Here is a 23,414-nt window from a genome sequence, read left to right on the forward strand (position 1 = left end):
CCGCCTGCCTTCAGCGTCTGCGCGAAAGGCTCAAGTCTCTGCCCAACGAAAAACGACCCGGACGTGCATGCGACCGGGTCGTCAAATCCCGCCCCAAACGGTACACCGTTCGCTATCTAAGAAAAGACCTTAACTGAACGGCATTAAGCCGCGTGGGCTGCTTTTTTTACTTCAGCTTGAGGAAATCACGACTTGCGCGGCATTCCCAGCCCGCCGAGCAACGCCGCGAGCGGCTGCTTCGGCGTGCTCTTGCGTTCGGGATCGACCGTTTCCTCGTGACGCTTCATCGCCGACGGCGACGGCTCGTACGGCTTCAGGAAAAACTCGTCGATGGGCTGCTGACGGCCGCGCGGGCGATCGTGCGTGCCCGCGGGACGGCGGCGCGCACCCGGCTCGTCGCGCGACGCATGCCGATGCTCGGCGCGCTCCGGGCGGCCGAAGCGTTCGTCACGGCGCGGCGCCGATCCGTCGCGACGGGCGGGCATCGTCACTTCGAGCGTTTCGACTTCGAGCGGACGCTTGATCAGCTTCTCGATGTCGGCGAGCTGCTTGCGCTCGTTCGGGCTGCACAGCGACAGCGCGTCGCCCGACGCGCCCGCGCGCCCGGTCCGGCCGATACGGTGCACGTAGTCTTCCGCGTTGAACGGCAGATCGAAGTTGATGACGGCCGGCAACTCGGCGATGTCGAGACCGCGCGCGGCCACGTCTGTGGCGACGAGCGCTTCGATCTCGCCGCGCTTGAACGCGTCGAGCGCCTGCATGCGCTCGCTCTGCGTGCGGTCGCCGTGAATCGCCGTCGCCACGATGCCGTCGCGCTCCAGCACGCGGGCGAGCCGGCTCGCGCCGATCTTGCTGTTGCAGAACACGATCACCTGCTTCAGCTCGCGCTCGCGAATGAGCTGCGCGACCGCGCCGGACTTGTCGCTTTCGTGCACCTCGAAGACGATCTGGCGCACGTTGGTCGCGGTCGAATTGCTGCGCGCGACTTCGATCGTCTGCGGATTGCGCAGGTAAGTGGACGCGAGCTTCTTGATTTCGGGCGAAAAGGTGGCCGAGAACAGCAGCGTCTGGCGCTCCTTCGGCAACAGATTCAGGATGCGCTGCAGGTCGGGCAGAAAACCCATGTCCAGCATGCGGTCGGCTTCGTCGAGCACGAGCATCTGCACCTGACCGAGATTGACCGTCTTCTGCTGCACGTGATCCAGCAGGCGGCCGGGCGTCGCGATCAGGATTTCGACGCCGCGGCGCAGCGCGTCCGACTGCGGATTCATGTCGACACCGCCGAACACCACCGTACTGCGCAGCGGCGTGTGCTTCGAGTAGGTCTGCACGTTGGCGGCGACCTGATCGGCGAGTTCGCGCGTCGGCGTGAGCATCAGCGCGCGCACCGGATGGCGCGCGGGCGAGGCGCTCGTGTTCGCCGACGGCAGCAGGCGCTGGATGATCGGCAGCGAGAAACTCGCGGTCTTGCCGGTGCCGGTCTGCGCGGCGCCCATGACATCGCGGCCCGCGAGGACGACCGGAATCGCCTGCGCCTGGATCGGCGTGGGCGTCGTGTAGCCGGACTCGCGCACCGCTTTCAGGATGTCGGCGGACAATCCGAACTGGTCGAACGTCGGCGCGTCGGCCCCTGCGGTGGACGTGTTCGTGGCGGCGGAATCGGACATGGTGACTATATTGGCTATCGCTAAAGTGCCGCTCGGTGCGGCGCGCGTAATAAATCGGTCGAATCGTTCGGTCGATCGTCGCGACCGGTTGCTTACGCGGATGGGTTTCGTTGGCGCACGCGGCGCATCAAACAGGCACAAGGCGCGCGCTGGACGGGGCGGCCGGCCTCGGGCCCGGCTCGCCCGGTTCGGTACGCGAGCCCGCGCTCCGAATAGGACACGGCTTCGATGACGCCTTGAAGGCAGCGGCATCGCCCGGTTTTCTGAGCGGCGGTTCGCTCGAGGCCCGTGTACCGCTCAGTTGGCATCGAACGGCGATGCCGAAAATCCGGAAATCGGACCGGCTGCGGTTTCCACAGCCGGAAAGCCGCACATTGTAGCACCGTGCGCGCGTGCGCTCTTGTGGCGCAAAAGCGCAGCCGACCGCGTTTCGGAACGCCGCGCACCTACTTCTTGCGCGCCTCGCAATCCGCGAGCAGCGGCGGCGAATCCTTCGCGGCCATTTCGTCGTACAGGTTCGCTTGCGGGCCCTTGGTCCACCACGTGTATTGATCGGCGACGTACTTCGCGCCCGATCCCGCAATGACGTTGACGAACAGCAGCTTGCGCCCGTCGACGGTCAGCGCCGCGAAGCTCTGGTGATTGCGCGTGTTCGTGTACTGGACGGACACGCTCTTGCCGTCCTTGCAGTCGTAGCGGGTCGTTTGCGTCGACGCGGTCTGGATCTGCGGCACGGTGAGCGGCATGGCGAGCGCCGACTGTGCGGCGAGCGACGCGAGCATGAGTGCGAGTGGTTTCTTCATCATCCGGTTCGCGATGGTTTCGAAGTCGATGCGAGCGCCGGCGATCACGGATCGATCACGTCGGCACATGCGTCCGTCGGCGCGGCTGCGACATGGCCGACCACCGGCACGATCTTCAGTCCCGCCGAGGCGATGCGGCACGGCGCGGCAGCAAGCCCGCAGCCCGAGAGTAAGGAAACCACGACGAGCGCGGCCACCGCTTTCCATTTCACGTTCTTGCTCCCGCCGGCGCCCGCGCGCCGGTCATTGCGCCGAAACCGGCCGCACCTTCGACGCCGCGCGTTTCGCGCGCTCGCGCGCCTCGTCGGTGTCGGCGCCCGTCGCGACCGCGACACCCATGCGGCGCTTCACGAAGCTCTCCGGCTTGCCGAAAAGCCGCAAATCTGCACCCGGCACGGCAAGCGCCTGCGCCACGCCCTCGAACGCGATGCCCGCTTCGTCCAGGCCGCCGTAGATCACGGCGGACGCGCCGGGCGCGCGCAAGGTGGTATCGACGGGCAAGCCGAGAATCGCGCGCGCATGCAGTTCGAACTCGGAGAAGCGCTGCGTCGCGAGCGTGACGAGGCCGGTGTCGTGCGGACGCGGGCTCACTTCCGAGAACCAGACCTCGTCGCCGCGCACGAAGAGTTCGACGCCGAAGAGTCCGCGTCCGCCGAGCGCCGTCGTCACCCTGGCGGCGACGTCGCGCGCTTTTTCGAGTGCGGCCGGGCTCATCGGCTGCGGCTGCCACGATTCGACGTAATCGCCCGCGACCTGCACATGGCCGATCGGATCGCAGAAGTAAGTCTGCGTTTCGCCGCTTTCGGGATCGGCCGCGCGCACGGTGAGCTGCGTGATTTCGTATTCGAAGTCGATGAAACCCTCGACGATCACGCGGCCGTGATTCACACGCCCGCCCGCCATCGCGTAGTTCCATGCCGGCTCGACGTCGGCGTCGCTTTTGAGCACCGATTGCCCCTTGCCCGACGACGACATCACCGGCTTCACGACGCACGGAAAGCCGATCTTGCCGATCGCCGCCTTCATCTCGTCGAGCGATTGCGCGAACGCATAGGGCGACGTCGGCAGGCCGAGTTCCTCGGCGGCGAGGCGCCGGATGCCTTCGCGATTCATCGTGAGTTGCGTGGCGCGCGCCGTCGGGATCACGGTTGCGAGTTTCGCGGCTTCGATCTCGGCGAGCGCGTCGGTGGCGATCGCCTCGATCTCCGGCACGATCAGATGCGGCCGCTCCTGCTCGACGAGCGCGCGCAACGCGACGGCGTCGGTCATGTCGATCACGTGCGCACGATGCGCGACCTGATGTCCCGGCGCGTTCGCATAGCGATCGACGGCGATCACTTCGACACCCAGGCGCTGCAACGCGATGATCACTTCCTTGCCGAGCTCGCCCGCGCCGAGGAGCATCACGCGCGTGGCGCTGGCGGAAAGCGGCGTGCCGATGCTCAAGGCATCGGGGCGGAACGAATCGGTCTGCATGAGTGCTCCAGGAATCGATCGGGTGACGAGGTCAACAAAGCCGAAAACAGCGAAATTGGGCGCGATGTTAACACGCAGCGCCAGGCGCAACACTTTGCCGTCCGGTCTATTGACAGCGTCGTCACGAACGGTATTGACATGCGAATGCGGATCGGAATTCCCGAGAGTTTCCAATCGATGACAACGGCAGCGAACATTTTGTTGCGTACGGGCGCTAGACAAATAGCAGGACGCGTGCGATACCCTTACGGTTTCGCCTGCTTCAGGATCATCGATGCCCACGCATTTCTTTCGCGCGTCCGCTCTTCGTTCGGCGCGCTCATCGTCAAATCTCCTGTCGCGCCGCAAAGAGGCGCTGTCGCTGGCGTTTCGCGCTTGCGCGCTCGTCGTCGCGGCGAGCGTCGTCGCGGGCTGCGCGATGCCGAAGCATCCCGATGCAAGCGCGCCGCCCACCGATCCCTACAATCCCGCCGCCACGCAATTGCTCGACGACACGCAATGGGAACTCGCGAGCTGGACCGACGCGAACGGCCAGCCGCGCGCCGTGCCGCACGCGGCCGAAAACGCGCAACCGATCACGCTCGATTTCTCGACCGCGAACGGGCATCGGCAGGCGAGCGGCTTTTCGGGCTGCAACCGCTTCGCCGGCGTGTACGACCTGAAGGACGGCAAGCTCGCTTTCGGCCCGCTCGCCGGCACGCGCATGGCGTGTCCATCCGGTGCGGGCGCGGCGCTGGAGCGGCCCTATCTCGACGCGCTCGCGCACATCGCGAAAAGCGGCGTGCAGATGAACCCGCCGCAAGCGCTGCAACTGACGCTCGACGACGGTCAGGTGCTCACTTTCTCGCCGCGCGCGAAGTGATGTGTTGCGTTCATGCGGCAGGCGCGTCGTGCGCGCGCGGCACCCGTTAAACTGCTCGATCGAATGGTCCGGCCGGCAGTCGCGGCCGGGCGGCATCTCGGGTCATCACCCGATTCGTTTCATCCAACCTTGATTCAATCTCAAGCATGCACATGGTAGTTCTCGGCTGGTTCGGTGCATCGGTCGTCTGGTTTCTTCCGCTCCTCTGGCGCATCGTCAAGCTGGCGCTGCCAGGCAGCGCAGGCGTACGCGGCCCCGGCACCATCCGCCTCTGGCTCGGTTTCGTCGGCGTGCTGCTCGCGAGCAGCGCGCTCGAAGGCGCGCTCGCCAATACGCTCGAAACGCAGTTGAACATCAACCGCTGCGGTCGCGCGCTCGCCACGGCGTTGAGCGGACCCGCGCATCTCAACGGCGCAGCCGCGATCGCGGCAATCGTACTCGCCGTCTTCCTGCCCTGGCTGATCGAATTCAGCTGGCGTTCGGTGCTGGCCTGGGCGGACGACGCGTTCGGCTTCGGCCTGCCGCAAAGCTGGCTCACGCCGCGCGAGCGCGAACGCGAAAGCGAGCCGCGTCAGCGTTCGCCGGGCCGCGACAAGACCGGCAACTGGTTCGAGCGACGCGCCCGCGCGCGCTCGGCGGCCGATTCGCAGGAGCGTTCGCATCGCGCCGAACGTTTCGATGCGTCGCCGTCGCGCACGTCGCACGACGAGCCGACGCTCGGTCTTCCGCCCGGCCCACGAAACAGCCGTTATCAGCGGCCGACAGCGTGGCGCCCGCCCGCGACGGGCAAGAGCGCCGCGAGCCGCGCTACGGCGGCCACCGCGAGTGCCATCGCCGCCGCCGAGGCTTACGCGAAGCGCCCCGCGTTCGAGGCCGCCGGCATCTCGCCTCCCGTGACGCAAATGGAGCCGGTCGCGCCTGCGGACTGGCTGAATCCGCCGGCGTCATCGGCAAATCGTGAGGCTCGCGCGCCGTTCGCGCCGCGCCGGGCATCGGCATTCGAGCCGTCGGGCTCGGGCTTGCGCGCTTCCGTCGCCGTCGACAAGCCGCGCGTGTCCACGCCGCCGCCCGCGCCTCGCACGGATCGCCCGCGCAGTACGGTGACTTCGATGCCCGCGCAAAGGTCGTCGAGTGTGGCGAGCACATCCACGCCGGTTGCGACGGGCGTGAGCGGTTCGGGCAGAACGCCTCTGCCGCAAGCGCCTCAAAGCATCCGACGCGTACCGCCCGCGCGTCCGTCCGCGCTCGCCGCGACGCGTGAGTTCGCGCCGGCGCCGCTCACCGCACCGGCGTTCTCGCGCCCGGCCACGCCGCTCGGGCCGCTCACGCCGCCGCCCGCACCCGAAGCGATTCAGGCAACGCTGCGTTCCATCGAAGAGAAAACGGCGCTTTGGACGTCGCTTGCGGGCGCGAGTCTCGCTCGCGGACATGTGGCGCGCGCCAGTCCCGGTCAGCCGGACGTCGAGGCAAACGCGTTGACGGTGACCGATGAGGCCATCGTTCATGCGGCGCCCGGAGAATTTCAGCAAACCGTGGCGCGCATCGAGCCGGTCGCGCCCGCGCCCACCACGCGCCGGGACATCGAAGCACGTATCGAACCGGTCGCGCCGCCGCCCGAAGAATTCCACCAAGCCGTGGCGCGCGTCGAACCGGTCGCGCCCGCGCCCACAACGCGCCAGGACATCGAAGCACGTATCGAGCCGGTTGCGCCGGCGCCCGCAGGATTCCAGCAAGTCGCGGCACACATCGAGCCGGTCGCGCACACAGCCACAACGCGCCAGATCATCGAAGCGCGAATCGAACCGGTAGCGCCGCCGCCAGAAGAATTTCAGCAAGTCGTGGCGCGCGTCGAGCCGGTCACGCCCGCACGCGCAAGATTCGAGGAAATCGAACCGCCGCTGATCGACGCGCACGCGATCGCGCCCGCGCTCGTCGAGCCGCCGCCGCTCTTCGACTTGCGTCTGCCGGAGCCGCCGACAGAAACCGTCGCGCCTGCCGCGTCGATCGAAGCCAGCGCGATACAAGAGCCCGCGCGCGATCTCGCGCCGACGCCGCCGTGGCTCGACGCGCCCGCGTCAGGCGAAGTCCATAACGAGCCCCCTGCCCCGCCGCGCCTGCACGTCATCGACGAGCCGGAAGAAGCGCTCGACATGCCGGAGCAAGAGCGCCAGGCGGCAGGCGACGAATTCGCGTCGCCGTCGAACATCGTGCGCTTTCCCGTCATCGCGGCCGCGCCGCCCGTCGTGACTGCGGCCCCGAGTCCCGAACCGCGCCCGCCCGTACGCGGCTCCGCGCCGACCGAGTTCGAATTCCACGCGCCGCACGCATCGAAGGTGGAATTGCCGACGCTCGATCTGCTCGAACCCGCATCCGGCGAGATCGAGCGCGTCTCCGAGGAACATCTGAACGAAACCGGCCAGTTGATCGAGCAGCGGCTCCAGGAATTCAAGGTGCCGGTGACGGTGGTCGGCGCGTCCGCCGGTCCGGTCATCACGCGCTTCGAAGTCGAGCCGGCGCTCGGCGTACGCGGCAGCCAGATCGTCGGCCTGATGAAGGATCTGTCGCGCGGGCTCGGCCTCACGTCGATCCGCGTCGTCGAAACGATTCCCGGCAAGACCTGCATGGGCCTTGAATTGCCGAACGCGAAGCGCCAGATGATCCGCCTTTCCGAGATTCTCGAGGACGACGTTTATCGGACGTCGAAATCGAATCTGACGATCGCGATGGGCAAGGACATCGTCGGCAATCCGGTCGTGACGGATCTCGCGAAGGCGCCGCACATGCTGGTCGCGGGCACCACGGGTTCGGGCAAGTCGGTCGCGATCAACGCGATGATCCTCTCGCTGCTCTACAAGGCGAAGCCCGAGGACGTGCGCCTCATCATGATCGATCCGAAAATGCTGGAATTGTCCGTCTATGAAGGCATTCCGCACCTGCTCGCGCCGGTCGTCACCGACATGAAGCTCGCGTCGAACGCGCTGAACTGGTGCGTCGGCGAAATGGAAAAGCGTTACCGGCTGATGTCGGCGGTCGGCGTGCGCAACCTGCAAGGCTTCAACCAGAAGATCCGCAACACCGAGGCCGCCGGCAAAAAGCTCACGAACCCGTTTTCGCTCACGCCCGACGCGCCCGAGCCGCTGGCCACGCTGCCGCTCATCGTCGTGGTCATCGACGAACTCGCGGACCTCATGATGGTCGCGGGCAAGCAGATCGAGCAGTTGATCGCGCGTCTCGCGCAGAAGGCGCGCGCGGCCGGCATCCATCTGATTCTCGCGACACAGCGTCCTTCGGTCGACGTGATCACCGGCCTCATCAAGGCGAACATTCCGACGCGGGTGGCGTTTCAGGTGTCGTCGAAGATCGATTCGCGCACGATTCTCGATCAGATGGGCGCGGAATCGCTGCTCGGCGCGGGCGACATGCTGTTCCTGCCGCCCGGCACCGGCTATCCGCAGCGCGTGCATGGCGCGTTCGTCGCAGACGAGGAAGTGCATCGCGTGGTCGAGTATCTGAAGCAGTTCGGCGAGCCGGAGTACGAGGAAGGCATTCTGTCCGTTCCGACGTCCGAAGGCGGCACGCCAGATCTCTTCGGCGAGACGCCCGACGCCGAAGCCGATCCGCTCTACGACGAAGCCGTGTCCTTCGTGGTGCGCACGCGGCGCGCGTCGATTTCCTCGGTGCAGCGGCAATTGCGCATCGGCTATAACCGCGCGGCGCGGCTCGTCGAACAGATGGAAGCGGCCGGGCTCGTCTCGCCGATGGGCAGCAACGGCAACCGCGAAGTGCTCGCGCCGCCCGGCCCGGCCGACTGACCTTTACCAGAGCCGCAAGCGGCGCAGCAGAAAGATCGTGATGGCGGCGCCGCCCGTCATCATGCCGACGACGATCCAGAACGACGCCGGATCCTTCGTTCCCGGCAAGCCCGCCACGTTCATGCCGAAGATGCCCGTCACGAGCGTCGCGGGCAGCAGCAACGCGGACATGATCGCGAGCCACAGCAGCTTGCGGTTGATGTCCTCCGACAGCGCCGCCGCGATTTCATCCTGCAACAGCTTCGCGCGTTCATAGAGACCTTCCAGTCCGCCGCCCAGGCCGTTGAGCACCTGAATGGCCTGCACGAGCGCTTCCATCGAGCGCGGTTCGGCCCATTCGAGCTTGCGCAGGACGAGTTGCGTCAGCGCGTTGCGCTCGGGATCGATGAAGCGGCGCACTTCCACGAGACGCCGCCGCACGTCGCCGAGCACCGAGCGGCACTTCGCGTGACCGCCTTCGAGCACGCTTTCCTCGACATCGTCGAGACAGTCGCCGATTTCATCGATGCGGTCCGCGAAGGTATCGTTCAGCGCGCGAATCAGGCCGGCGAAGAGATCGACGGTATCGCGGAACATCGTGCCTTCGAGAACCGCGTGACGCAGCCGGTCGGTCGATTCGAGCGGCCGCGCGCGCACGGTGATCATGCGATGCTTGTCCACGTAGAAGCGCAGCGCACCGGTCGCGCGGTTCGCCTCGCGTGCGCCGGGCGCGGCGGCATCCGGCGTCTTCGCGACGAGTTCGAGATCCGCAACGACGCCGTACATGAAGTTCGAGCCGATATGCACGCGCGGGCGCTTGTCCTCGCCGTTCAGGAACTCGCGCGCGACATCCGGCATCGACGTGACGCCTTCGAGCCAGCCTTCCACGGTGTCGTCGTTGGCCGACAGATGCAGCCACGTCGGGCCATCGCCCGCGATGGATTCGCGCGCTTCGTCCCAGGTCAGCCGCAACGCCTCGCCGCCGGCGAAGCTGAACGCGCTGATGAATCCCGGCGGCGCCGGTTCGTTGCGCTTGAGCGGACGCTCGCGCGCGTCGTAGGGTTGAGTCGTGTTCAATCTTGCATTCCCTGCTGTTGCCTTTCGATTTCCTCAGTACACCTTTCAGTCGGGTGCGACAAATGAGCGCCTCGGAAACGCATCGTACTAGAACTCGTAACGTCCCCAGAAAAACGCGACGTCGCCGTCGTTCAGGCCCGGAATGCGCGGAATGATCGTCGCCATGAGCGACGCGCGCCGGTAGCGGATCGAGCCGATCGGCAGCGCGAGCGGCAACGGCGCGTAATGCGCGACGTCGCTGCGCGCCGTGACGCCGACGAAGAATCCGCCGCCCGCCTGCAAGCCGCCGAGCACTGACTTCGTGTACCACTGGCGCGCGTAGCCGCCGATCGGCTCGAAGTTGTGATGCGAATCCGAAAAGGCGAACGCGAACAGAATGTCCTCGTTGCCGTTCGCATCGGTCCAGTGCTTGCCCGCCCCGCCGCCGTACGACCACGGGTTGAGTTCGCTGCGATTCTCGAAGCCATCGATGTGCCAGCCGTAGCCGGTCACGTAGAGATCCCACGTGCCGTCGTGCGCGACGCGCATCACGCGCTGACACGCCGACGACATCCAGTCGCGCTTGAAATCGCATTCTTTCTTGTCGTCCGCGCGGACGGCGAGCGGCGCGCACAACATCGAAACCATGACCGCCTTGACCAGATTTTTTTTCATTTTCGTCGGACAGCGTGCCGCTGTGTGGGGCGCGGCTCGCCGGCCGCTCTCGTCGCTCCGATCAGACCGTCACGACGGCGATACGAACTTGAAGTCGACCGGCGAGCCGATCGAAAGCTGCTTCGGGTCCGCTGCGAGCTCGCCCGTCTGCGGATCGCGGCGGAAGAAGTACGCGCTGTCGCTCTCCTGATTGCCGACGATGAGCCAGCGCCCGGTCGGATCGATCGCGAATTCGCGGGGCGTCTTGCCAAGCGTCGGATAGCGTTTGACGTACTTCAGATGGCCGTTACTCGGATCGACCGAATACTGGACGAGCTCGTTGGCGTCGCCGCGATTGGTCGCATACACGAAGCGCCCGTCAGGCGAAAGATGGATCGCGCCGCCGCCGATCTTGCCTCTGAAGCCCGGCGCGATCATCGACACGGTCTGGACCGGCGTGAGCTTGCCGTCGTGGTAATCGAACACGAGCACCGACGCGTTCAGTTCGGTCGTCAGATAGGCGTGCTTGCCGCTCGCGTCGAAGATCAGATGGCGCGGCCCGGAGCCGGGCTTGATCAGCGTGTAGCGCGCTTCGGTCGGACCGAAGAGGCCACGGCCCGATGCGGACGGATCGGGCGTGTAACGGTACGCGAACACCTTGTCGACGCCGAGATCCTGCGCGAAGAGATACTTGCCGTCGGGTGAGAACACGGTCGAGTGAACATGCGAGTTGTCCTGCCGCCCCTTCACCGGGCCGCCGCCTTCGTGATGCACGGTCAGCACCGAGTTGCCGACGTGGCCATCGGCGGAAAGCGGAAAGACCGCGAAGCTGCCGCCCGGATTGGACGCCACGGAGTAGTTGGCGGTCAGCAGATATTTGCCGTCGGGCGAGATCGCGAGGTAGCACGGATCGTTGCCATCCGACGAAACGCGATTGAGGAAGCTCAACTGGCCGCTCGCGCGATCGAAGCGAAAGGCGCTCACGCCGCCGCGCTGCGTCGCCGGGCCGTTGTCGCCGGGCAATTCGTTCACTGCGTACACGTAATTCCGGTCGCGGCTCACCACGAGATACGACGGATTGACCGTCTGCGCCGACGCGATGCGGGACAGTTCACCGTTGCCCGTGTCGAAGCGATACACGTAGATGCCTTCGCTCTTGCCGCCACCCGTGTAGGTGCCGATGAGCAGGTCGTAGACCTCGCCGCTCGCCGCGCTCCTGGCGGCCGCATCGCTCGCGGCGGCGGGCGTGGCAGCGGTTTGCGCGAAGGCCTGCGCCGCCGCCAGCGACAGCATCAGCGCGACGCCTTTCGCCCACGCGACGGGCCGCGTGCGCATCGGGCGCGCGTCTTGCAATGTCGATACGAGCGAATTCGCGCCGCAGGGATGGCTCGGGTGCATGAAACCTCCTCATCGTCTCTTGTTGCTTGTTATCGGGGGCGACGCGCGAGTTCGCCGGCATCGCAAGGCCCAGGGACGTGCGGGAGCAAATTCCGCTCCAAACGGCGCGGATCGCCATCGCGAGCGATGGAGTCCGCAGCCAAGATACACCACGCACGCCAGGCCAACCGACACGATTCGAACCAACAACAGGAGTTGCCGCGATGACTATTCACCTCAGCCTTGGCCCGCTCGTCTCACTGATCGCCGGGATCCTGATTCTCATCATGCCGCGGTTGCTGAACTTCATCGTCGCGATCTATCTGATCGTGATCGGGTTGATCGGCCTCTTCGGGATGGGATCGGCCCATCTGTGACGGGCGTGCGACTGTCGTTGTGACGCCGATTCGCGCCGGCGGTTCCGTCGATGCGAACAGATGCGCGAACGCACGCGCACGGGTTGCCCCGCGCGCGTGCGCAAAGTGTCACGAAAGAAGGACACGCGGACGGGCCGCGCGAGTGGACCCGGCTTCGTCAGCCGTTCGCGAGCTGGTCGAGACGCAGGCGTCCCTGCAACGACAACGCACCGACCGACACGCCGGCGACGCCGAAGGTGTAATGGCTGAAACAGCCGCGTTCCGTGAGGAAGGCGGCGGCGGTTTCCATCGCGTTGCGCGACAGACCGAGATGACGATGATCGAGCGCGAGCAGCGCTTCGGCGTCCGAGACGCGGCTCGCGGCGGAAAGTATGGCGATACAGTCGGCTTTCGACGGATAGAGCATGGGTACTGTTCCTCGAAGACGCTACGTTGGGAAGCGGCGGGACAGCGTACAGAACGATTGCACAGCCCTCGTGCGGCGAGGCGCCGGGATCATGCTTGAAAGACGCGCGAAAGGCGGGATCGTTTCGACGCCGGAAACAAAAAAGGAGCGGCGTGAAGACCTTTCGCGAAACTTCATTCTAAACATCAGTCGAATGTTTTTCCAACAGCGCAATCGGCGCTTCGCTAGTGTTTTTCCGCCAACGCGACGCGGCCGCCGTCGCAGCGAATCGTGCGCGCCGTGAGTGCGCGCGGCCCGGTTTTCTGCTTGTCGCGAACGATTGCGGCAGAATGCGGCCAGAAAGCATGCGTGGTGTTCGTCGCTCCATCTTTCGATGACGCCACGCTTCGCTCGGGGCGCGCCGCGTCCCGAATCTTTTGCTCAACCCGCGGCGCGTTTCGAACCGGCACGCGCCGCCAGCAGGAAGATGTTCGCTTATGCCAGCACTGATCGAAGACTACGCGATGGTCGGCGACGGCCACACCGCAGCGCTCATTTCCCGCGACGGTTCCGTCGACTGGCTCTGTTGGCCACGCTTCGACTCCGGCGCGTGCTTCGCGGCGCTGCTCGGCTCGCCCGAGCACGGCCGATGGCTCATCGCCCCCGAAGTGCCCGAAGGTGAAACGCCCGTCATCACGCGTCGCTATCGCGAGGACACGCTCGTCCTCGAAACGGATTTCGAAACGCCGCAAGGCGCGGTGACGATCGTCGACTTCATGCCTCTGCGCAACGGGCATTCGGAACTGGTGCGCATCGTGATCGGCCGGCGCGGCACGGTGCGCATGAAGATGGAACTCGTGCTGCGTTTCGATTACGGCTCGGCCGTGCCCTGGGTCAGCCGTCTGCCCGACGACAGCGGCATCCGCGCGATCGCCGGACCGGATCTCGCGGTGCTGCGCACGCCGGTCGATCTCGTCGGCGAAAACATGCATACCACCGCGTCCTTCGACGTCGGCGCGGGCGAGCGCGTGCCCTTTTCGCTGTGCTATTCGCAGTCGCATTTGCGCCTGCCGCACGCGTCCGATCCCCACACGCAACTCGCGCGCACCGAGAATCACTGGCGCGAATGGTCGGGCCAAAGCGAGCTCAAAGGCCGCTGGGCGAGCGCCATCCGCCGCTCGCTCATCACGCTGAAGGCGCTCGCCTACGAGCCGACGGGCGGCATCGTCGCCGCGCCCACGACCTCGCTGCCGGAGCAGCTCGGCGGCACGCGCAACTGGGACTATCGCTACTGCTGGCTGCGTGACGCGACCATCACCCTGCTCGCGATGATGCGCGGCGGTTACTACGACGAAGCCCGCGCGTGGCGCGCATGGCTGGGCCGCGTGATGGCGGGATCGCCGTCGCAGATTCAGATCATGTACGGCATCGCGGGCGAACGCCGCCTGCCCGAATGGGAAATCGCGTGGCTGCCGGGCTACGAGGGCGCGTCGCCGGTGCGCATCGGCAACGGTGCGGTCGATCAGTTGCAACTCGACGTCTACGGCGAAGTGATGAACGCGCTGCACCTCGCGCGCGTGGGCGGTCTGCAGAGCGACGAAACCGCCTGGTCGATCCAGTGCGCGATGCTGCAACACCTCGACACGATCTGGGAACAGCCCGACGAAGGCATCTGGGAAGTGCGCGGCGGACGCCAGCACTTCACGTTTTCGAAGGTCATGGCGTGGGTCGCCTACGATCGCGCGATCAAATCGGCGGAAAAGTTCGAGCTGCCGGGTCCGATCGACCACTGGCACGCGATGCGCGCGCGCATCCGCTCCGAAGTGCTGAAGAAAAGCTGGAACGCGGAGCTGAACTCCTTCACGCAGGCCTATGGCAGCGATGCGCTCGATGCGAGCCTGCTGCTCATCCCGTTGCTCGGATTTTTGCCGCCAAAAGATCCGCGAGTGACCGGAACCGTACATGCGATCGAGACCAAGTTGACGCACGATGGTCTGGTGAAGCGCTATCACACCGCCGAAGTCGCCGACGGGTTGCCGCCCGGAGAAGGCACGTTTCTGGCTTGTAGCTTCTGGCTGGTCGACAATCTGGCGCTCCAGGGCCGGATCGACGAAGCGCATGCGATGTTCGAGCGCCTCGTCGGCCTGGCGAACGACGTCGGTCTGCTAGCCGAGGAGTACGACACGGTGGCGAAGCGCATGGTCGGGAATTTCCCGCAGGCTTTCACGCACGTGGCGCTGGTGCATACCGGGATGAACCTGATGCGTCACGAGGAAGAGATGGCGAAGGCGACCGGCCAGCCATCGGGCTCCGAAAACCACGAGGAAGCGGAAGCGCAGGCCGAGATCGATGCCGCAACGGGAAAGTCTTAAATCTCTGTTTTGGTTGGTGAAATTTGCGTTTCCCGGTAACATTGGTGCAACGCACAAAATGTAGGATTTGCGAATGTGTTGTTTTTCGTGCCGGCAATTTCGCCCGATCGGTTGAATTGAATGCTTAATACACGGAAAATCTTGCGCGCGCTCAAGTTTCATCGTCCACGGGTCGATAGTGCGCGGAATGGCACCATATAAGGCAGGCAGGAAGCAGCGCAGGAAAGACAGTGCCCCGGCGGCATGGCGACAGCCCGCCGCGCCGCCGGGGGTCATCGAATGCCGTTGAAGCTTATCGCCGGGTGCAATTGCCGGCATCAACGGGCGTACCGGTTTCCACCGGAGTTACTGGGGCAACCATGCTCTATCAAATCCACGAATTTCAGCGAGCCATGCTGTCTCCCCTCACAGCATGGGCCGAGGCCGCATCCAAGTCGTTCGTCAATCCGGCCAGTCCGCTTGCCTACATTCCCGGTTCGAGCCGCCTCGCCGCGGGTTACGAATTGCTCTACCGGCTAGGCAAGGACTACGAGAAGCCGGAGTTCAGCATTCATCAGATCGTCAAGGACGGGCATAACATTCCGATTGTCGAGCAGACCGTGATCGAAAAGCCGTTCTGCCGTCTCCTGCGTTTCAAGCGCTTCGCCGACGACAGCGCCACCGTCACCAAGCTGAAGAACGAGCCGATCGTGCTCGTGTGCGCGCCGCTCTCGGGCCACCACTCCACGCTCCTGCGCGATACGGTGAAGACGCTGCTGCAGGACCACAAGGTGTACATCACCGACTGGATCGACGCGCGCATGGTGCCGACCGAAGCCGGCCCGTTCCATCTGGACGATTACGTCGAATATATTCAGGAGTTCATCCGTCACATCGGCGCGAAGGATCTGCACGTGATCTCGGTGTGTCAGCCGACCGTGCCGGTGCTCGCCGCCATTTCGCTGATGGCGAGCCGTGGCGAAGACACGCCGCGCACCATGACCATGATGGGCGGCCCGATCGACGCGCGCCGCAGCCCCACGTCCGTCAACTCGCTGGCGAACGAGCACTCCTATAGCTGGTTCGAGAACAACGTCATCTACACGGTGCCGGCGAATTATCCGGGCGTCGGGCGCAAGGTTTATCCGGGCTTCCTGCAGCATGCGGGTTTCGTCGCGATGAATCCGGAACGCCACCTCACGGCCCATTGGGACTTCTATCAAAATCTGCTGCGCGGCGACGATGAGGACGCCGAGCAACATCGCCGTTTCTACGACGAATACAACGCCGTGCTCGACATGGCCGCCGAGTACTACCTCGAGACGATCCGCATCGTGTTCCAGGAGTTCCGGCTCGCCGAAGGCACGTGGGAAGTGAACGACGAACTCGTGCGTCCGCAGGACATCAAGCACACGGCGCTCTTCACGATCGAAGGCGAGCTCGACGACATCTCCGGCAGCGGCCAGACGCGCGCCGCGCACGACCTCTGCACCGGCATTCCGGCGAAGGACAAGCGGCATTTCACGGCGGAAAAGGCCGGCCACTACGGCATCTTCTCCGGCCGCCGCTGGCGCACGATGGTGTATCCGCAATTGCGCGAGTTCATTCTCGAACACGACAAGACGCCGAAGACGGAAGCGGTGCCCGCGTAAGAAGAACGCGACGGGACCGATTCCATCGCATCAAATGAAAACGTCGCGCCCTGCAAAAGGCGCGACGTTTTTTCGTTATCTTCAGACGGCGCGAAGACGAAAACGCCGATCAGCGCCGCGTCAGATAAGCCAGCAGCAACTCGGTATTCATGCGGACGATCTGATCGCGCTGGCCTTGCTCGCTGAAATCGAGCCCGAAAGTCGCTTCGAGCGTAAAGCGGTTCGACACGATGTAATAGCCCAGTCCCGACAGGACGATATACAGCTTGAGCGGATCGACGTCGGTGCGAAACAATCCGGCTTTTTGACCACGATCGAGAATGGCGGTGAGCGTGGTGACGATCGGCGAAATAAGCTCGCGAATTCGATTCGATCCTTTGATGTATCTCGCCTCATGCAGATTTTCGTTATTGATGAGGCGCAGCAATTCCGGATGATCCCGGTAGTAATCCCAGACGAAATGCGCGAGACGCGTCATCGCTTCGATAGGCGCAATGCCGTCGAGTTCGAGTGTGCGTTCGGCATCGACGAGTGCGGCTAGCGCATGTTCGAGCACGGCGGTGAATAACTGCTCCTTGCTACCGAAGTAGTAATAGAGCATGCGTTCATTGGTCTCCGCCCGGCGCGCAATCTGATCGACACGGGCGCCAAACAGCCCGCCGGCAGCGAACTCTTCTGCGGCGGCAAGCAAAATACGGCGCCGTGTGCCTTCAGGATCTCTTTTGATTTTCGGCTGATTCATGGTGGCATGACTCGGGAGCCGCGTTGCCGGATTAGCGTCACGCGGCCCGCGTTGGGGTACATGACGTGAACGGGCGCTGCCCAGGGTTATTGGGAAACACCGTCCTGCGGTCAAACGGAAAAGCGCTTCGATTATGCGCACATCGAACGACATTGGCAATTGGGATTGAAAGCCATCCGGCACGGCTGTTTGCGGTTTCGGCGATAATGTCGGTCAAAGCCGAGCGCGTGCCCGAAAGAGCGGGACTCGCGCCGAACAGGCAGCGTGCGCATGCTGCGCCAGTCCCCAAGGCATCAACGCAATTCCTCGTGACCGCAACCGTTCCCAAGACGCTCGCAGAGCGCATCGAAGATCTGCTGCCGCAGACGCAATGCACCAAGTGCGGCTATCCCGCCTGCCGGCCTTACGCCGAAGCCATCGCCGCGGGCGAGGCGAACTACAACCAGTGCCCGCCGGGCGGCGCCGAAGGCATCGCGCGACTGGCCGCGTTGCTCGCCAAGCCCGATATTCCGCTCGATACGACGCACGGCGTCGAGCGCGCGCGACCCGTCGCGGTGATCGACGAGAACGTGTGCATCGGCTGCACGCTGTGCATGCAGGCGTGTCCGGTCGATGCGATCGTCGGCGCGGCGAAGCAGATGCATACGGTCATCGCCGAACTGTGCACGGGCTGCGATCTGTGCGTGCCGCCCTGCCCGGTCGATTGCATCGCGATGGTGCCCGTCACCGGCGTTCGCACCGGCTGGGATGCGTGGAGCCAGAATGAAGCCGACGCGGCCCGCGCACGGCACGACCGCCGCGTCGCGCGTCTCGAACGCGAGCGCGTCGCCGCCGAGGCGCGGGCGAGCGCGCGTCAGGCAGCGCGCGCGGCGCACGCGAAGCCGCAGCCCATCCCGCAAACGCCGCCGGCACAATCCGCGAGCGACGATCCGGAAGCGAAGAAACGCGCGATCATTCAGGCCGCACTGGAGCGCGCGCGCAAGAAGAAGGAAGAGATGGCGAAGCTCGGCGCGGGCCCGAAAAACACGGACCACGTGAGCGCGGCAGTCCAGGCGCAGATCGACACCGCCGAAGAACGGCGGCGCCGTCTCGGGCTGACCGGCGACGAAAACGCGTCGCATCCCGGCGAGGGCGAAACGGACATCGAACCATGAACGCGACGAAGCGCCGCGCCATCTACGAGACGTTGCAAAGCCTGAATCCGCATCCGGCGACGGAGCTCGAATACACCACGCCGTTCGAACTGCTGATCGCCGTGATGCTCTCCGCGCAGGCGACCGACGTCTCCGTCAACAAGGCGATGCGCAAGATGTTTCCCGTGGCCAATACGCCGGCGGCGGTGCTCGCGCTCGGCGAGGAAGGCGTGTCGGAATACATCCGCACGATCGGGCTTTATCGCACGAAGGCGAAGAACGTGATCGCGACGTGCCGCATTCTCATCGATCAATACGGCTGCGAGGTGCCCGACAATCGCGAGGCGCTCGAAGCGCTGCCGGGCGTCGGACGCAAGACGGCGAACGTCGTGCTCAACACGGCGTTCGGACAGCCGACGATCGCCGTCGATACGCATATCTTCCGCGTCGCGAATCGCACGGGGCTCGCGCCGGGCAAGGACGTGCGCGCCGTCGAGACCGCGCTCGAGAAGTTCACGCCGAAGGAATTTCTTCACGATGCGCATCACTGGCTGATTCTGCACGGGCGTTACGTGTGCAAGGCGCGCGTGCCCGAGTGCTGGCATTGCGCGATCGAGCCGCTCTGCGAATATCGCCCGAAGACGCCCGCGCCGGTCGAATGAGCGGTTTGGGCAGACCGGGCACGCGGCGGTCTACAATAGCGGATTCAGAAACCCGCAATCGAATCAATACGTTATGTTCAACCCTAGCCGCGACGAAGTCCGCCAGTTCTTCACCGAAACCTGGCGCAAGGAGCGCGCAAGCGAGATTCTGACGCCGCTCGAAAGCATGGCCGCCGACTGGATCGGCGAGCATCCCGAATATCACGACGCGCTCGTGAATCCCGAATCGCGCGAAGCCGATTACTCGCCCGATCGCGGCCAGACCAATCCGTTTCTGCATCTGTCGATGCATCTCGCGATCAGCGAGCAATTGTCGATCGATCAGCCGCCGGGCATCCGCCGCGCGCACGACAAACTCGTCGCGCGCCTCGGCTCGCCGCATGACGCGCAGCACGCCATCATGGATTGCCTCGGACAGGTGATCTGGGAAGCGCAGCGCTCGGGCACGCCGCCGGATACGGATGCGTATCTCGCGCTCATCGAGCGCCGTGCTTCGCGCGACTAAGCATCCGGAAATCGAGAAGGCGCGCAAATGAAAACACCCCGCTTGCAAAGCGGGGTGTGTCGCTTGATGGCGGAACGCCGGGCGGCGCGCGCTTACTTCTTCAGCACGAGACTGCCGTCGAGCGATTCGATATACGCCGCGAGATCCTTCAGGTCGCTCTGCGACAGGCTCTGCACCTGCGCCTTCATGATGGCGTTGTTGCGGCCGAAGTTCGGGTTGTCGCCGCCGATCTGATACTGGCGCAACGCCCAGTAGATATAGCTCGCATGCTGGCCCGCGAGCCGCGGATACTCGCCGCTCACCGGCTTGTTGAGACCGGGGCCGTGGCAGGCCGCGCAGTTGTGGCTGTCGGAGAGCGCCTTACCGTTGCTCACGTCGGCCGCGTGCGCGGCGCCGACCGTCATGCCGATAAGCGCCGCTGCCGCGCATGCTGCCTTGAAGCTGGTTTGAAGTGCCTTGGACGGCTTCATGAATTCTCCTTCCCGTTATCGCTTTGCCGTGTCACGGGCGGATCACTTGTCGGGATTGTTCTTCGATTGGGGAGTCTGCGCGGCGTAGTACGCGGCGATATCGGCGATGTCCTGATCCGACAGCGTCGTCGCGATGGCGCGCATCGTGTCGAAATGACGGTCGCCCTTCTTGTAGGCGTGCAGCGCATTGGCGATGTACTGCGCGTTCTGGCCGCCCAGCATCGGCACTTCGTAGACTTCGGGGTACGCGGTGCGATAGCCGGGGATGCCGTGGCAGCCGATGCACATCGCGACCTTGCCCTCTGCGGCCTTCGCGTTGCCGACGACGTCGGCCGACGCCTCGGTCGCGAAGCCGGCGAGACCGGACAGCGCTGCAATCACGGCACATTTGCCGACGAAATTGTTCATAGCTCTTCTAACCTGGCTTGAGGGGAAATCCGGCGCTCCAAAGGCCGCGGCCCGCGCCGAGCGCATTACAACCTTCTCGGGACTGTTTGCTGCTACAGGGTTTGTCGCCACGCAGGCCAAAAAAATCGCGCTAATTGTACCGCGCGACCTACCCTCCGTCCACACGCGAACCGCGCCGAAGCCCTGCTGGCAAGGGGAATCGGCTGAAAAGCAGGCATTTAGCCTGCGACAATTCGTCCCTGTACAAGCGATGAGCCCGCCTGCGCGCACGCTGCACACGCGGCCGGACACGCCGCGGCAACCGCCGATCGAGCGGCTCAAACGATACCCGGCGCGCCTCAATGCCGAAAGGTCTTCTGACTTATACTGGGATTTTTTTCTGACCGGATCTTCGTCATGCGTTTCGAAGGCTCATCGCAATACGTCGCAACCGACGATCTCAAGCTCGCGGTGAACGCCGCGATGACGTTGCAACGGCCGCTGCTCATCAAGGGCGAACCCGGCACCGGCAAGACCATGCTCGCGGAAGAAGTCGCGGGGGCGCTCGGCATGCCGCTCCTGCAATGGCACATCAAGTCGACCACGAAAGCGCAGCAGGGCCTGTACGAATACGACGCGGTCTCGCGCCTGCGCGATTCGCAACTCGGCGACGAGCGCGTGAAGGACATCCGCAACTACATCGTCAAGGGCGTGCTGTGGCAGGCGTTCGAGTCGGATCAGCAAAGCGTGCTGCTCATCGACGAAATCGACAAGGCGGACATCGAATTTCCGAACGACCTGTTGCGCGAACTCGACCGCATGGAGTTCTACGTGTACGAGACGCGCGAGCTCGTGAAGGCGAAGCACCGGCCGCTCGTGATCATCACGTCGAACAACGAGAAGGAACTGCCGGACGCGTTCCTGCGCCGCTGCTTCTTCCACTACATCCGGTTCCCGGACGCGGAGACGATGAAAGCGATCGTCGAAGTGCACTTCCCGAACATCAAGCAGGATCTGCTCGCCGCCGCGATGCAGAGCTTCTTCGAATTGCGCGGCGTGTCGGGGCTCAAGAAGAAGCCATCGACGTCCGAACTGCTCGACTGGCTCAAGCTGCTGCTCGCCGAAGACATTCCGCCCGAAGCGCTGCGCTCGTCCGATCAGAAGCAGATCGTGCCGCCGCTGCACGGCGCGCTCTTGAAGAACGAACAGGACGTCGCGCTGTTCGAGCGTCTGCTCTTCATGAATCGCAATAATCGCTAATAAGAAAAAATGAGCCGCTGGATTGAACCCGTCACACTGGAAGGCGAGCATGTCAGGCTCGTGCCGCTCACGCGCGAACACGAAGCGGCGCTCACGGCCGCCGCCAGCGACGGCGAATTGTGGAAGCTCTGGTACACCTTCGTGCCTTCGCCGGACAAGACGCGCGGTTATATCGACACCGCGCTCGACATGCGCGACCGGCTCGGCGCGCATCCGTTCGCGGTGATCGATGCGAAGACCGGCGATATCGTCGGTTCGACGCGCTACTTCAATGTCGATGAAGCGAACCGGCGGCTGGAAATCGGCCATACGTGGTACGCCCAACGCGTACAGAAGACCGCGCTCAACACCGAAGCCAAGTTGCTGCTGCTGACGCACGCGTTCGACAAGCTCGATGCCATCGCCGTGGAGTTCCGCACGCATTTCATGAACCACGCGTCGCGCACGGCGATCGCGCGGCTCGGCGCGAAGCAGGACGGCATTCTGCGCAATCATCAGGTCGGCCGCGATGGCGTGATGCGCGACACCGTCGTGTTTTCCGTCATCCAGTCGGAGTGGCCGGCGGTGCGCGCCAATCTCACCTGGCGGCTCGGCCGCTGAAACCCGTCGCGATGGAGAGCGCGCCATGCTGATCGACTTTTTCTATTCGCTGCGCGACGCGAAGCTGCCCGTCTCGGTGAAGGAATACCTGACCTTGCTCGAAGCGCTGAAGGCGCAGGTGATCTCGCCGTCGCTCGACGAGTTCTACTTCCTCTCGCGCATGACGCTCGTGAAGGACGAGAAATATTTCGACAAGTTCGATCGCGCGTTCGGCGCGTATTTCCACGGCGTGACCCAGCTTCCCGACGAAGCGTTCGAGATTCCGCTCGACTGGCTCAAAAAGCGCCTCGACCGCGATTTCACCGCGGAGGAAAAGAAGCGCATCGAGGCGCTCGGCGGCCTCGACAAGCTCATGGAACGTCTGAAAGAGCTGATGGACGAGCAGCAGGAGCGTCACGAAGGCGGCAACAAGTGGATCGGCACGGGCGGCACGTCGCCCTTCGGGCACGGCGGCTACAACCCGGAAGGCATCCGGATCGGCGGGGAATCGTCGGGGAATCGCACCGCCGTGAAGGTGTGGGACGAGCGCGCATACAAGGACTACGACGATCAGGTCGAAATCGGCACGCGCAACATCAAGGTCGCGCTGCGCCGCTTGCGGCGTTTCGCGCGCGAAGGCGCGGCCGAAGAACTCGATCTGCCCGACACGATCCGCAGCACCGCCGCCAACGCGGGCTGGCTCGATCTCAAGATGGTCCCCGAGCGCCACAACACCGTGAAGGTGCTGATGCTGCTCGATGTCGGCGGCTCGATGGACGACCACATCAAACGCGTCGAAGAACTCTTCTCGGCGGCGAAAGCGGAGTTCAAGCATCTCGAGTTCTATTACTTCCACAACTGCGTGTACGACTATCTGTGGAAGCACAATCGCCGGCGTCATGCGGAGCGCACGCCGACTTTCGACGTCTTGCACAAGTTCACGCCCGACTACAAATTGATCTTCGTCGGCGACGCCACGATGAGTCCCTACGAAGTGCTGCAGCCCGGCGGTTCCGTCGAATACAACAACGCCGAAGCGGGCGCGGTGTGGCTGCGCCGGCTCGCCGATCAGTTTCCGCATCACGCATGGCTCAATCCCGAACCCGAGCGGCTATGGGAATATCGGCAGTCGATTTCCGCGATCCGCAATGTTCTCGGCAATCGCATGTATCCGCTCACGATGGCCGGCCTCGAAACCGCCATGCGCGCCCTCTCGAAGTAACCG

Annotated in this window: 22 protein-coding genes and 1 pseudogene; 12 read left to right on the plus strand and 11 right to left on the minus strand. The window is 64.6% G+C overall.

Annotated elements, in window-relative coordinates:
* Positions 1–137, plus strand: a pseudogene (locus tag NOV72_RS32780) (IS4 family transposase); the annotation flags it as partial.
* 48 nt (positions 138–185) lie between these two features.
* Here the strand turns inward: NOV72_RS32780 and NOV72_RS15830 are convergent.
* The 4 genes from NOV72_RS15830 to purT form a co-directional block, all read right to left on the minus strand.
* Positions 186–1,667 carry a DEAD/DEAH box helicase gene (locus NOV72_RS15830; RefSeq protein WP_106855550.1) on the minus strand — a complete coding sequence of 494 codons (1,482 nt, stop codon included), beginning with the start codon at positions 1,665–1,667 and terminating at the stop codon, positions 186–188.
* Between the two features lie 446 nt (positions 1,668–2,113).
* Positions 2,114–2,470 (minus strand): MliC family protein, encoded by a 357-nt coding sequence (locus NOV72_RS15835; RefSeq protein WP_106855731.1) that lies wholly within the window; start codon positions 2,468–2,470, stop codon positions 2,114–2,116.
* A 44-nt stretch (positions 2,471–2,514) separates the two neighbouring features.
* A complete protein-coding gene (locus NOV72_RS32315) occupies positions 2,515–2,682 on the minus strand; it encodes a DUF6726 family protein (protein WP_181291067.1) in 168 nt (55 codons plus the stop codon).
* Positions 2,683–2,713: 31 nt separating this feature from the next.
* Positions 2,714–3,946 (minus strand): formate-dependent phosphoribosylglycinamide formyltransferase, encoded by a 1,233-nt coding sequence (gene purT, locus NOV72_RS15840; RefSeq protein ID WP_106855551.1) that lies wholly within the window; start codon positions 3,944–3,946, stop codon positions 2,714–2,716.
* A 274-nt stretch (positions 3,947–4,220) separates the two neighbouring features.
* Here purT and NOV72_RS15845 point away from each other — a divergent pair, with 274 nt between their 5' ends.
* Positions 4,221–4,808: an META domain-containing protein gene (locus tag NOV72_RS15845; protein WP_106855552.1), complete on the plus strand. Its 588-nt coding sequence runs from the start codon at positions 4,221–4,223 to the stop codon at positions 4,806–4,808.
* A 146-nt stretch (positions 4,809–4,954) separates the two neighbouring features.
* Positions 4,955–8,620, plus strand: a complete 3,666-nt coding sequence (locus NOV72_RS15850; protein WP_106855553.1) for a DNA translocase FtsK — start codon at positions 4,955–4,957, stop codon at positions 8,618–8,620.
* 3 nt (positions 8,621–8,623) lie between these two features.
* Here NOV72_RS15850 and NOV72_RS15855 read toward each other — a convergent pair whose 3' ends face one another.
* The 3 genes from NOV72_RS15855 to NOV72_RS15865 all read right to left on the minus strand — a co-directional run bounded on the left by NOV72_RS15855 (position 8,624) and on the right by NOV72_RS15865 (position 11,707).
* Complete coding sequence (locus tag NOV72_RS15855; protein ID WP_106855554.1) at positions 8,624–9,676, minus strand: CorA family divalent cation transporter; 1,053 nt, start codon at positions 9,674–9,676, stop codon at positions 8,624–8,626.
* Between the two features lie 87 nt (positions 9,677–9,763).
* Complete coding sequence (locus NOV72_RS15860; RefSeq protein ID WP_106855555.1) at positions 9,764–10,330, minus strand: antimicrobial peptide resistance and lipid A acylation PagP; 567 nt, start codon at positions 10,328–10,330, stop codon at positions 9,764–9,766.
* Between the two features lie 69 nt (positions 10,331–10,399).
* A complete protein-coding gene (locus NOV72_RS15865; RefSeq protein ID WP_106855556.1) occupies positions 10,400–11,707 on the minus strand; it encodes a lactonase family protein in 1,308 nt (435 codons plus the stop codon).
* 203 nt (positions 11,708–11,910) lie between these two features.
* On the opposite strand from NOV72_RS15865, the gene NOV72_RS15870 reads away from it, so the two are divergent.
* On the plus strand, positions 11,911–12,063 hold the full coding sequence (locus tag NOV72_RS15870) for a DUF3096 domain-containing protein (RefSeq protein ID WP_106855557.1): 153 nt from the start codon (positions 11,911–11,913) through the stop codon (positions 12,061–12,063).
* A gap of 157 nt (positions 12,064–12,220) precedes the next feature.
* Here NOV72_RS15870 and NOV72_RS15875 read toward each other — a convergent pair whose 3' ends face one another.
* Positions 12,221–12,469, minus strand: coding sequence for a hypothetical protein (locus NOV72_RS15875; protein WP_106855558.1), 249 nt, complete (start codon positions 12,467–12,469; stop codon positions 12,221–12,223).
* 476 nt (positions 12,470–12,945) lie between these two features.
* Here NOV72_RS15875 and NOV72_RS15880 point away from each other — a divergent pair, with 476 nt between their 5' ends.
* Together NOV72_RS15880 and NOV72_RS15885 are read left to right on the plus strand one after the other, a co-directional pair.
* Positions 12,946–14,820, plus strand: a complete 1,875-nt coding sequence (locus tag NOV72_RS15880; protein ID WP_106855559.1) for a glycoside hydrolase family 15 protein — start codon at positions 12,946–12,948, stop codon at positions 14,818–14,820.
* A 359-nt stretch (positions 14,821–15,179) separates the two neighbouring features.
* Positions 15,180–16,451 (plus strand): polyhydroxyalkanoate depolymerase, encoded by a 1,272-nt coding sequence (locus NOV72_RS15885; RefSeq protein ID WP_106855560.1) that lies wholly within the window; start codon positions 15,180–15,182, stop codon positions 16,449–16,451.
* Positions 16,452–16,560: 109 nt separating this feature from the next.
* On the opposite strand, the gene NOV72_RS15890 is transcribed toward NOV72_RS15885, so the two are convergent.
* On the minus strand, positions 16,561–17,193 hold the full coding sequence (locus tag NOV72_RS15890; protein ID WP_106855561.1) for a TetR/AcrR family transcriptional regulator: 633 nt from the start codon (positions 17,191–17,193) through the stop codon (positions 16,561–16,563).
* 308 nt (positions 17,194–17,501) lie between these two features.
* Here NOV72_RS15890 and rsxB point away from each other — a divergent pair, with 308 nt between their 5' ends.
* From rsxB to NOV72_RS15905, 3 genes are all read left to right on the plus strand, one after another.
* Positions 17,502–18,347, plus strand: coding sequence for an electron transport complex subunit RsxB (gene rsxB, locus NOV72_RS15895; RefSeq protein ID WP_245933064.1), 846 nt, complete (start codon positions 17,502–17,504; stop codon positions 18,345–18,347).
* The gene (gene nth / locus NOV72_RS15900; RefSeq protein WP_106855563.1) at positions 18,344–18,988 is read left to right on the plus strand and encodes an endonuclease III; all 645 of its coding nucleotides are present in this window, start codon (positions 18,344–18,346) and stop codon (positions 18,986–18,988) included. The genes rsxB and nth overlap by 4 nt, the downstream gene beginning before the upstream one ends.
* A gap of 73 nt (positions 18,989–19,061) precedes the next feature.
* Positions 19,062–19,493, plus strand: coding sequence for a DUF1841 family protein (locus NOV72_RS15905; RefSeq protein WP_106855564.1), 432 nt, complete (start codon positions 19,062–19,064; stop codon positions 19,491–19,493).
* A 92-nt stretch (positions 19,494–19,585) separates the two neighbouring features.
* On the opposite strand, the gene NOV72_RS15910 is transcribed toward NOV72_RS15905, so the two are convergent.
* Both NOV72_RS15910 and NOV72_RS15915 read right to left on the minus strand, forming a co-directional pair.
* Positions 19,586–19,963 carry a c-type cytochrome gene (locus NOV72_RS15910; RefSeq protein ID WP_106855565.1) on the minus strand — a complete coding sequence of 126 codons (378 nt, stop codon included), beginning with the start codon at positions 19,961–19,963 and terminating at the stop codon, positions 19,586–19,588.
* A 42-nt stretch (positions 19,964–20,005) separates the two neighbouring features.
* Positions 20,006–20,371 carry a c-type cytochrome gene (locus NOV72_RS15915; RefSeq protein ID WP_014190874.1) on the minus strand — a complete coding sequence of 122 codons (366 nt, stop codon included), beginning with the start codon at positions 20,369–20,371 and terminating at the stop codon, positions 20,006–20,008.
* A gap of 396 nt (positions 20,372–20,767) precedes the next feature.
* Here NOV72_RS15915 and NOV72_RS15920 point away from each other — a divergent pair, with 396 nt between their 5' ends.
* Genes NOV72_RS15920 through NOV72_RS15930 form a run of 3 tightly spaced genes read left to right on the plus strand, consistent with a single transcriptional unit; the run spans position 20,768 to position 23,411 of the window.
* Positions 20,768–21,610: an AAA family ATPase gene (locus NOV72_RS15920; protein WP_106855566.1), complete on the plus strand. Its 843-nt coding sequence runs from the start codon at positions 20,768–20,770 to the stop codon at positions 21,608–21,610.
* 9 nt (positions 21,611–21,619) lie between these two features.
* Entirely contained in the window at positions 21,620–22,210 is a 591-nt protein-coding gene (locus tag NOV72_RS15925; RefSeq protein WP_106855567.1) for a GNAT family N-acetyltransferase, read from the plus strand.
* A gap of 25 nt (positions 22,211–22,235) precedes the next feature.
* Complete coding sequence (locus NOV72_RS15930) at positions 22,236–23,411, plus strand: vWA domain-containing protein (protein WP_106855568.1); 1,176 nt, start codon at positions 22,236–22,238, stop codon at positions 23,409–23,411.
* Positions 23,412–23,414: the final 3 nt, after the last annotated feature.

This window comes from Caballeronia novacaledonica (genome assembly GCF_900258035.1).
Classification (GTDB): domain Bacteria; phylum Pseudomonadota; class Gammaproteobacteria; order Burkholderiales; family Burkholderiaceae; genus Caballeronia; species Caballeronia novacaledonica.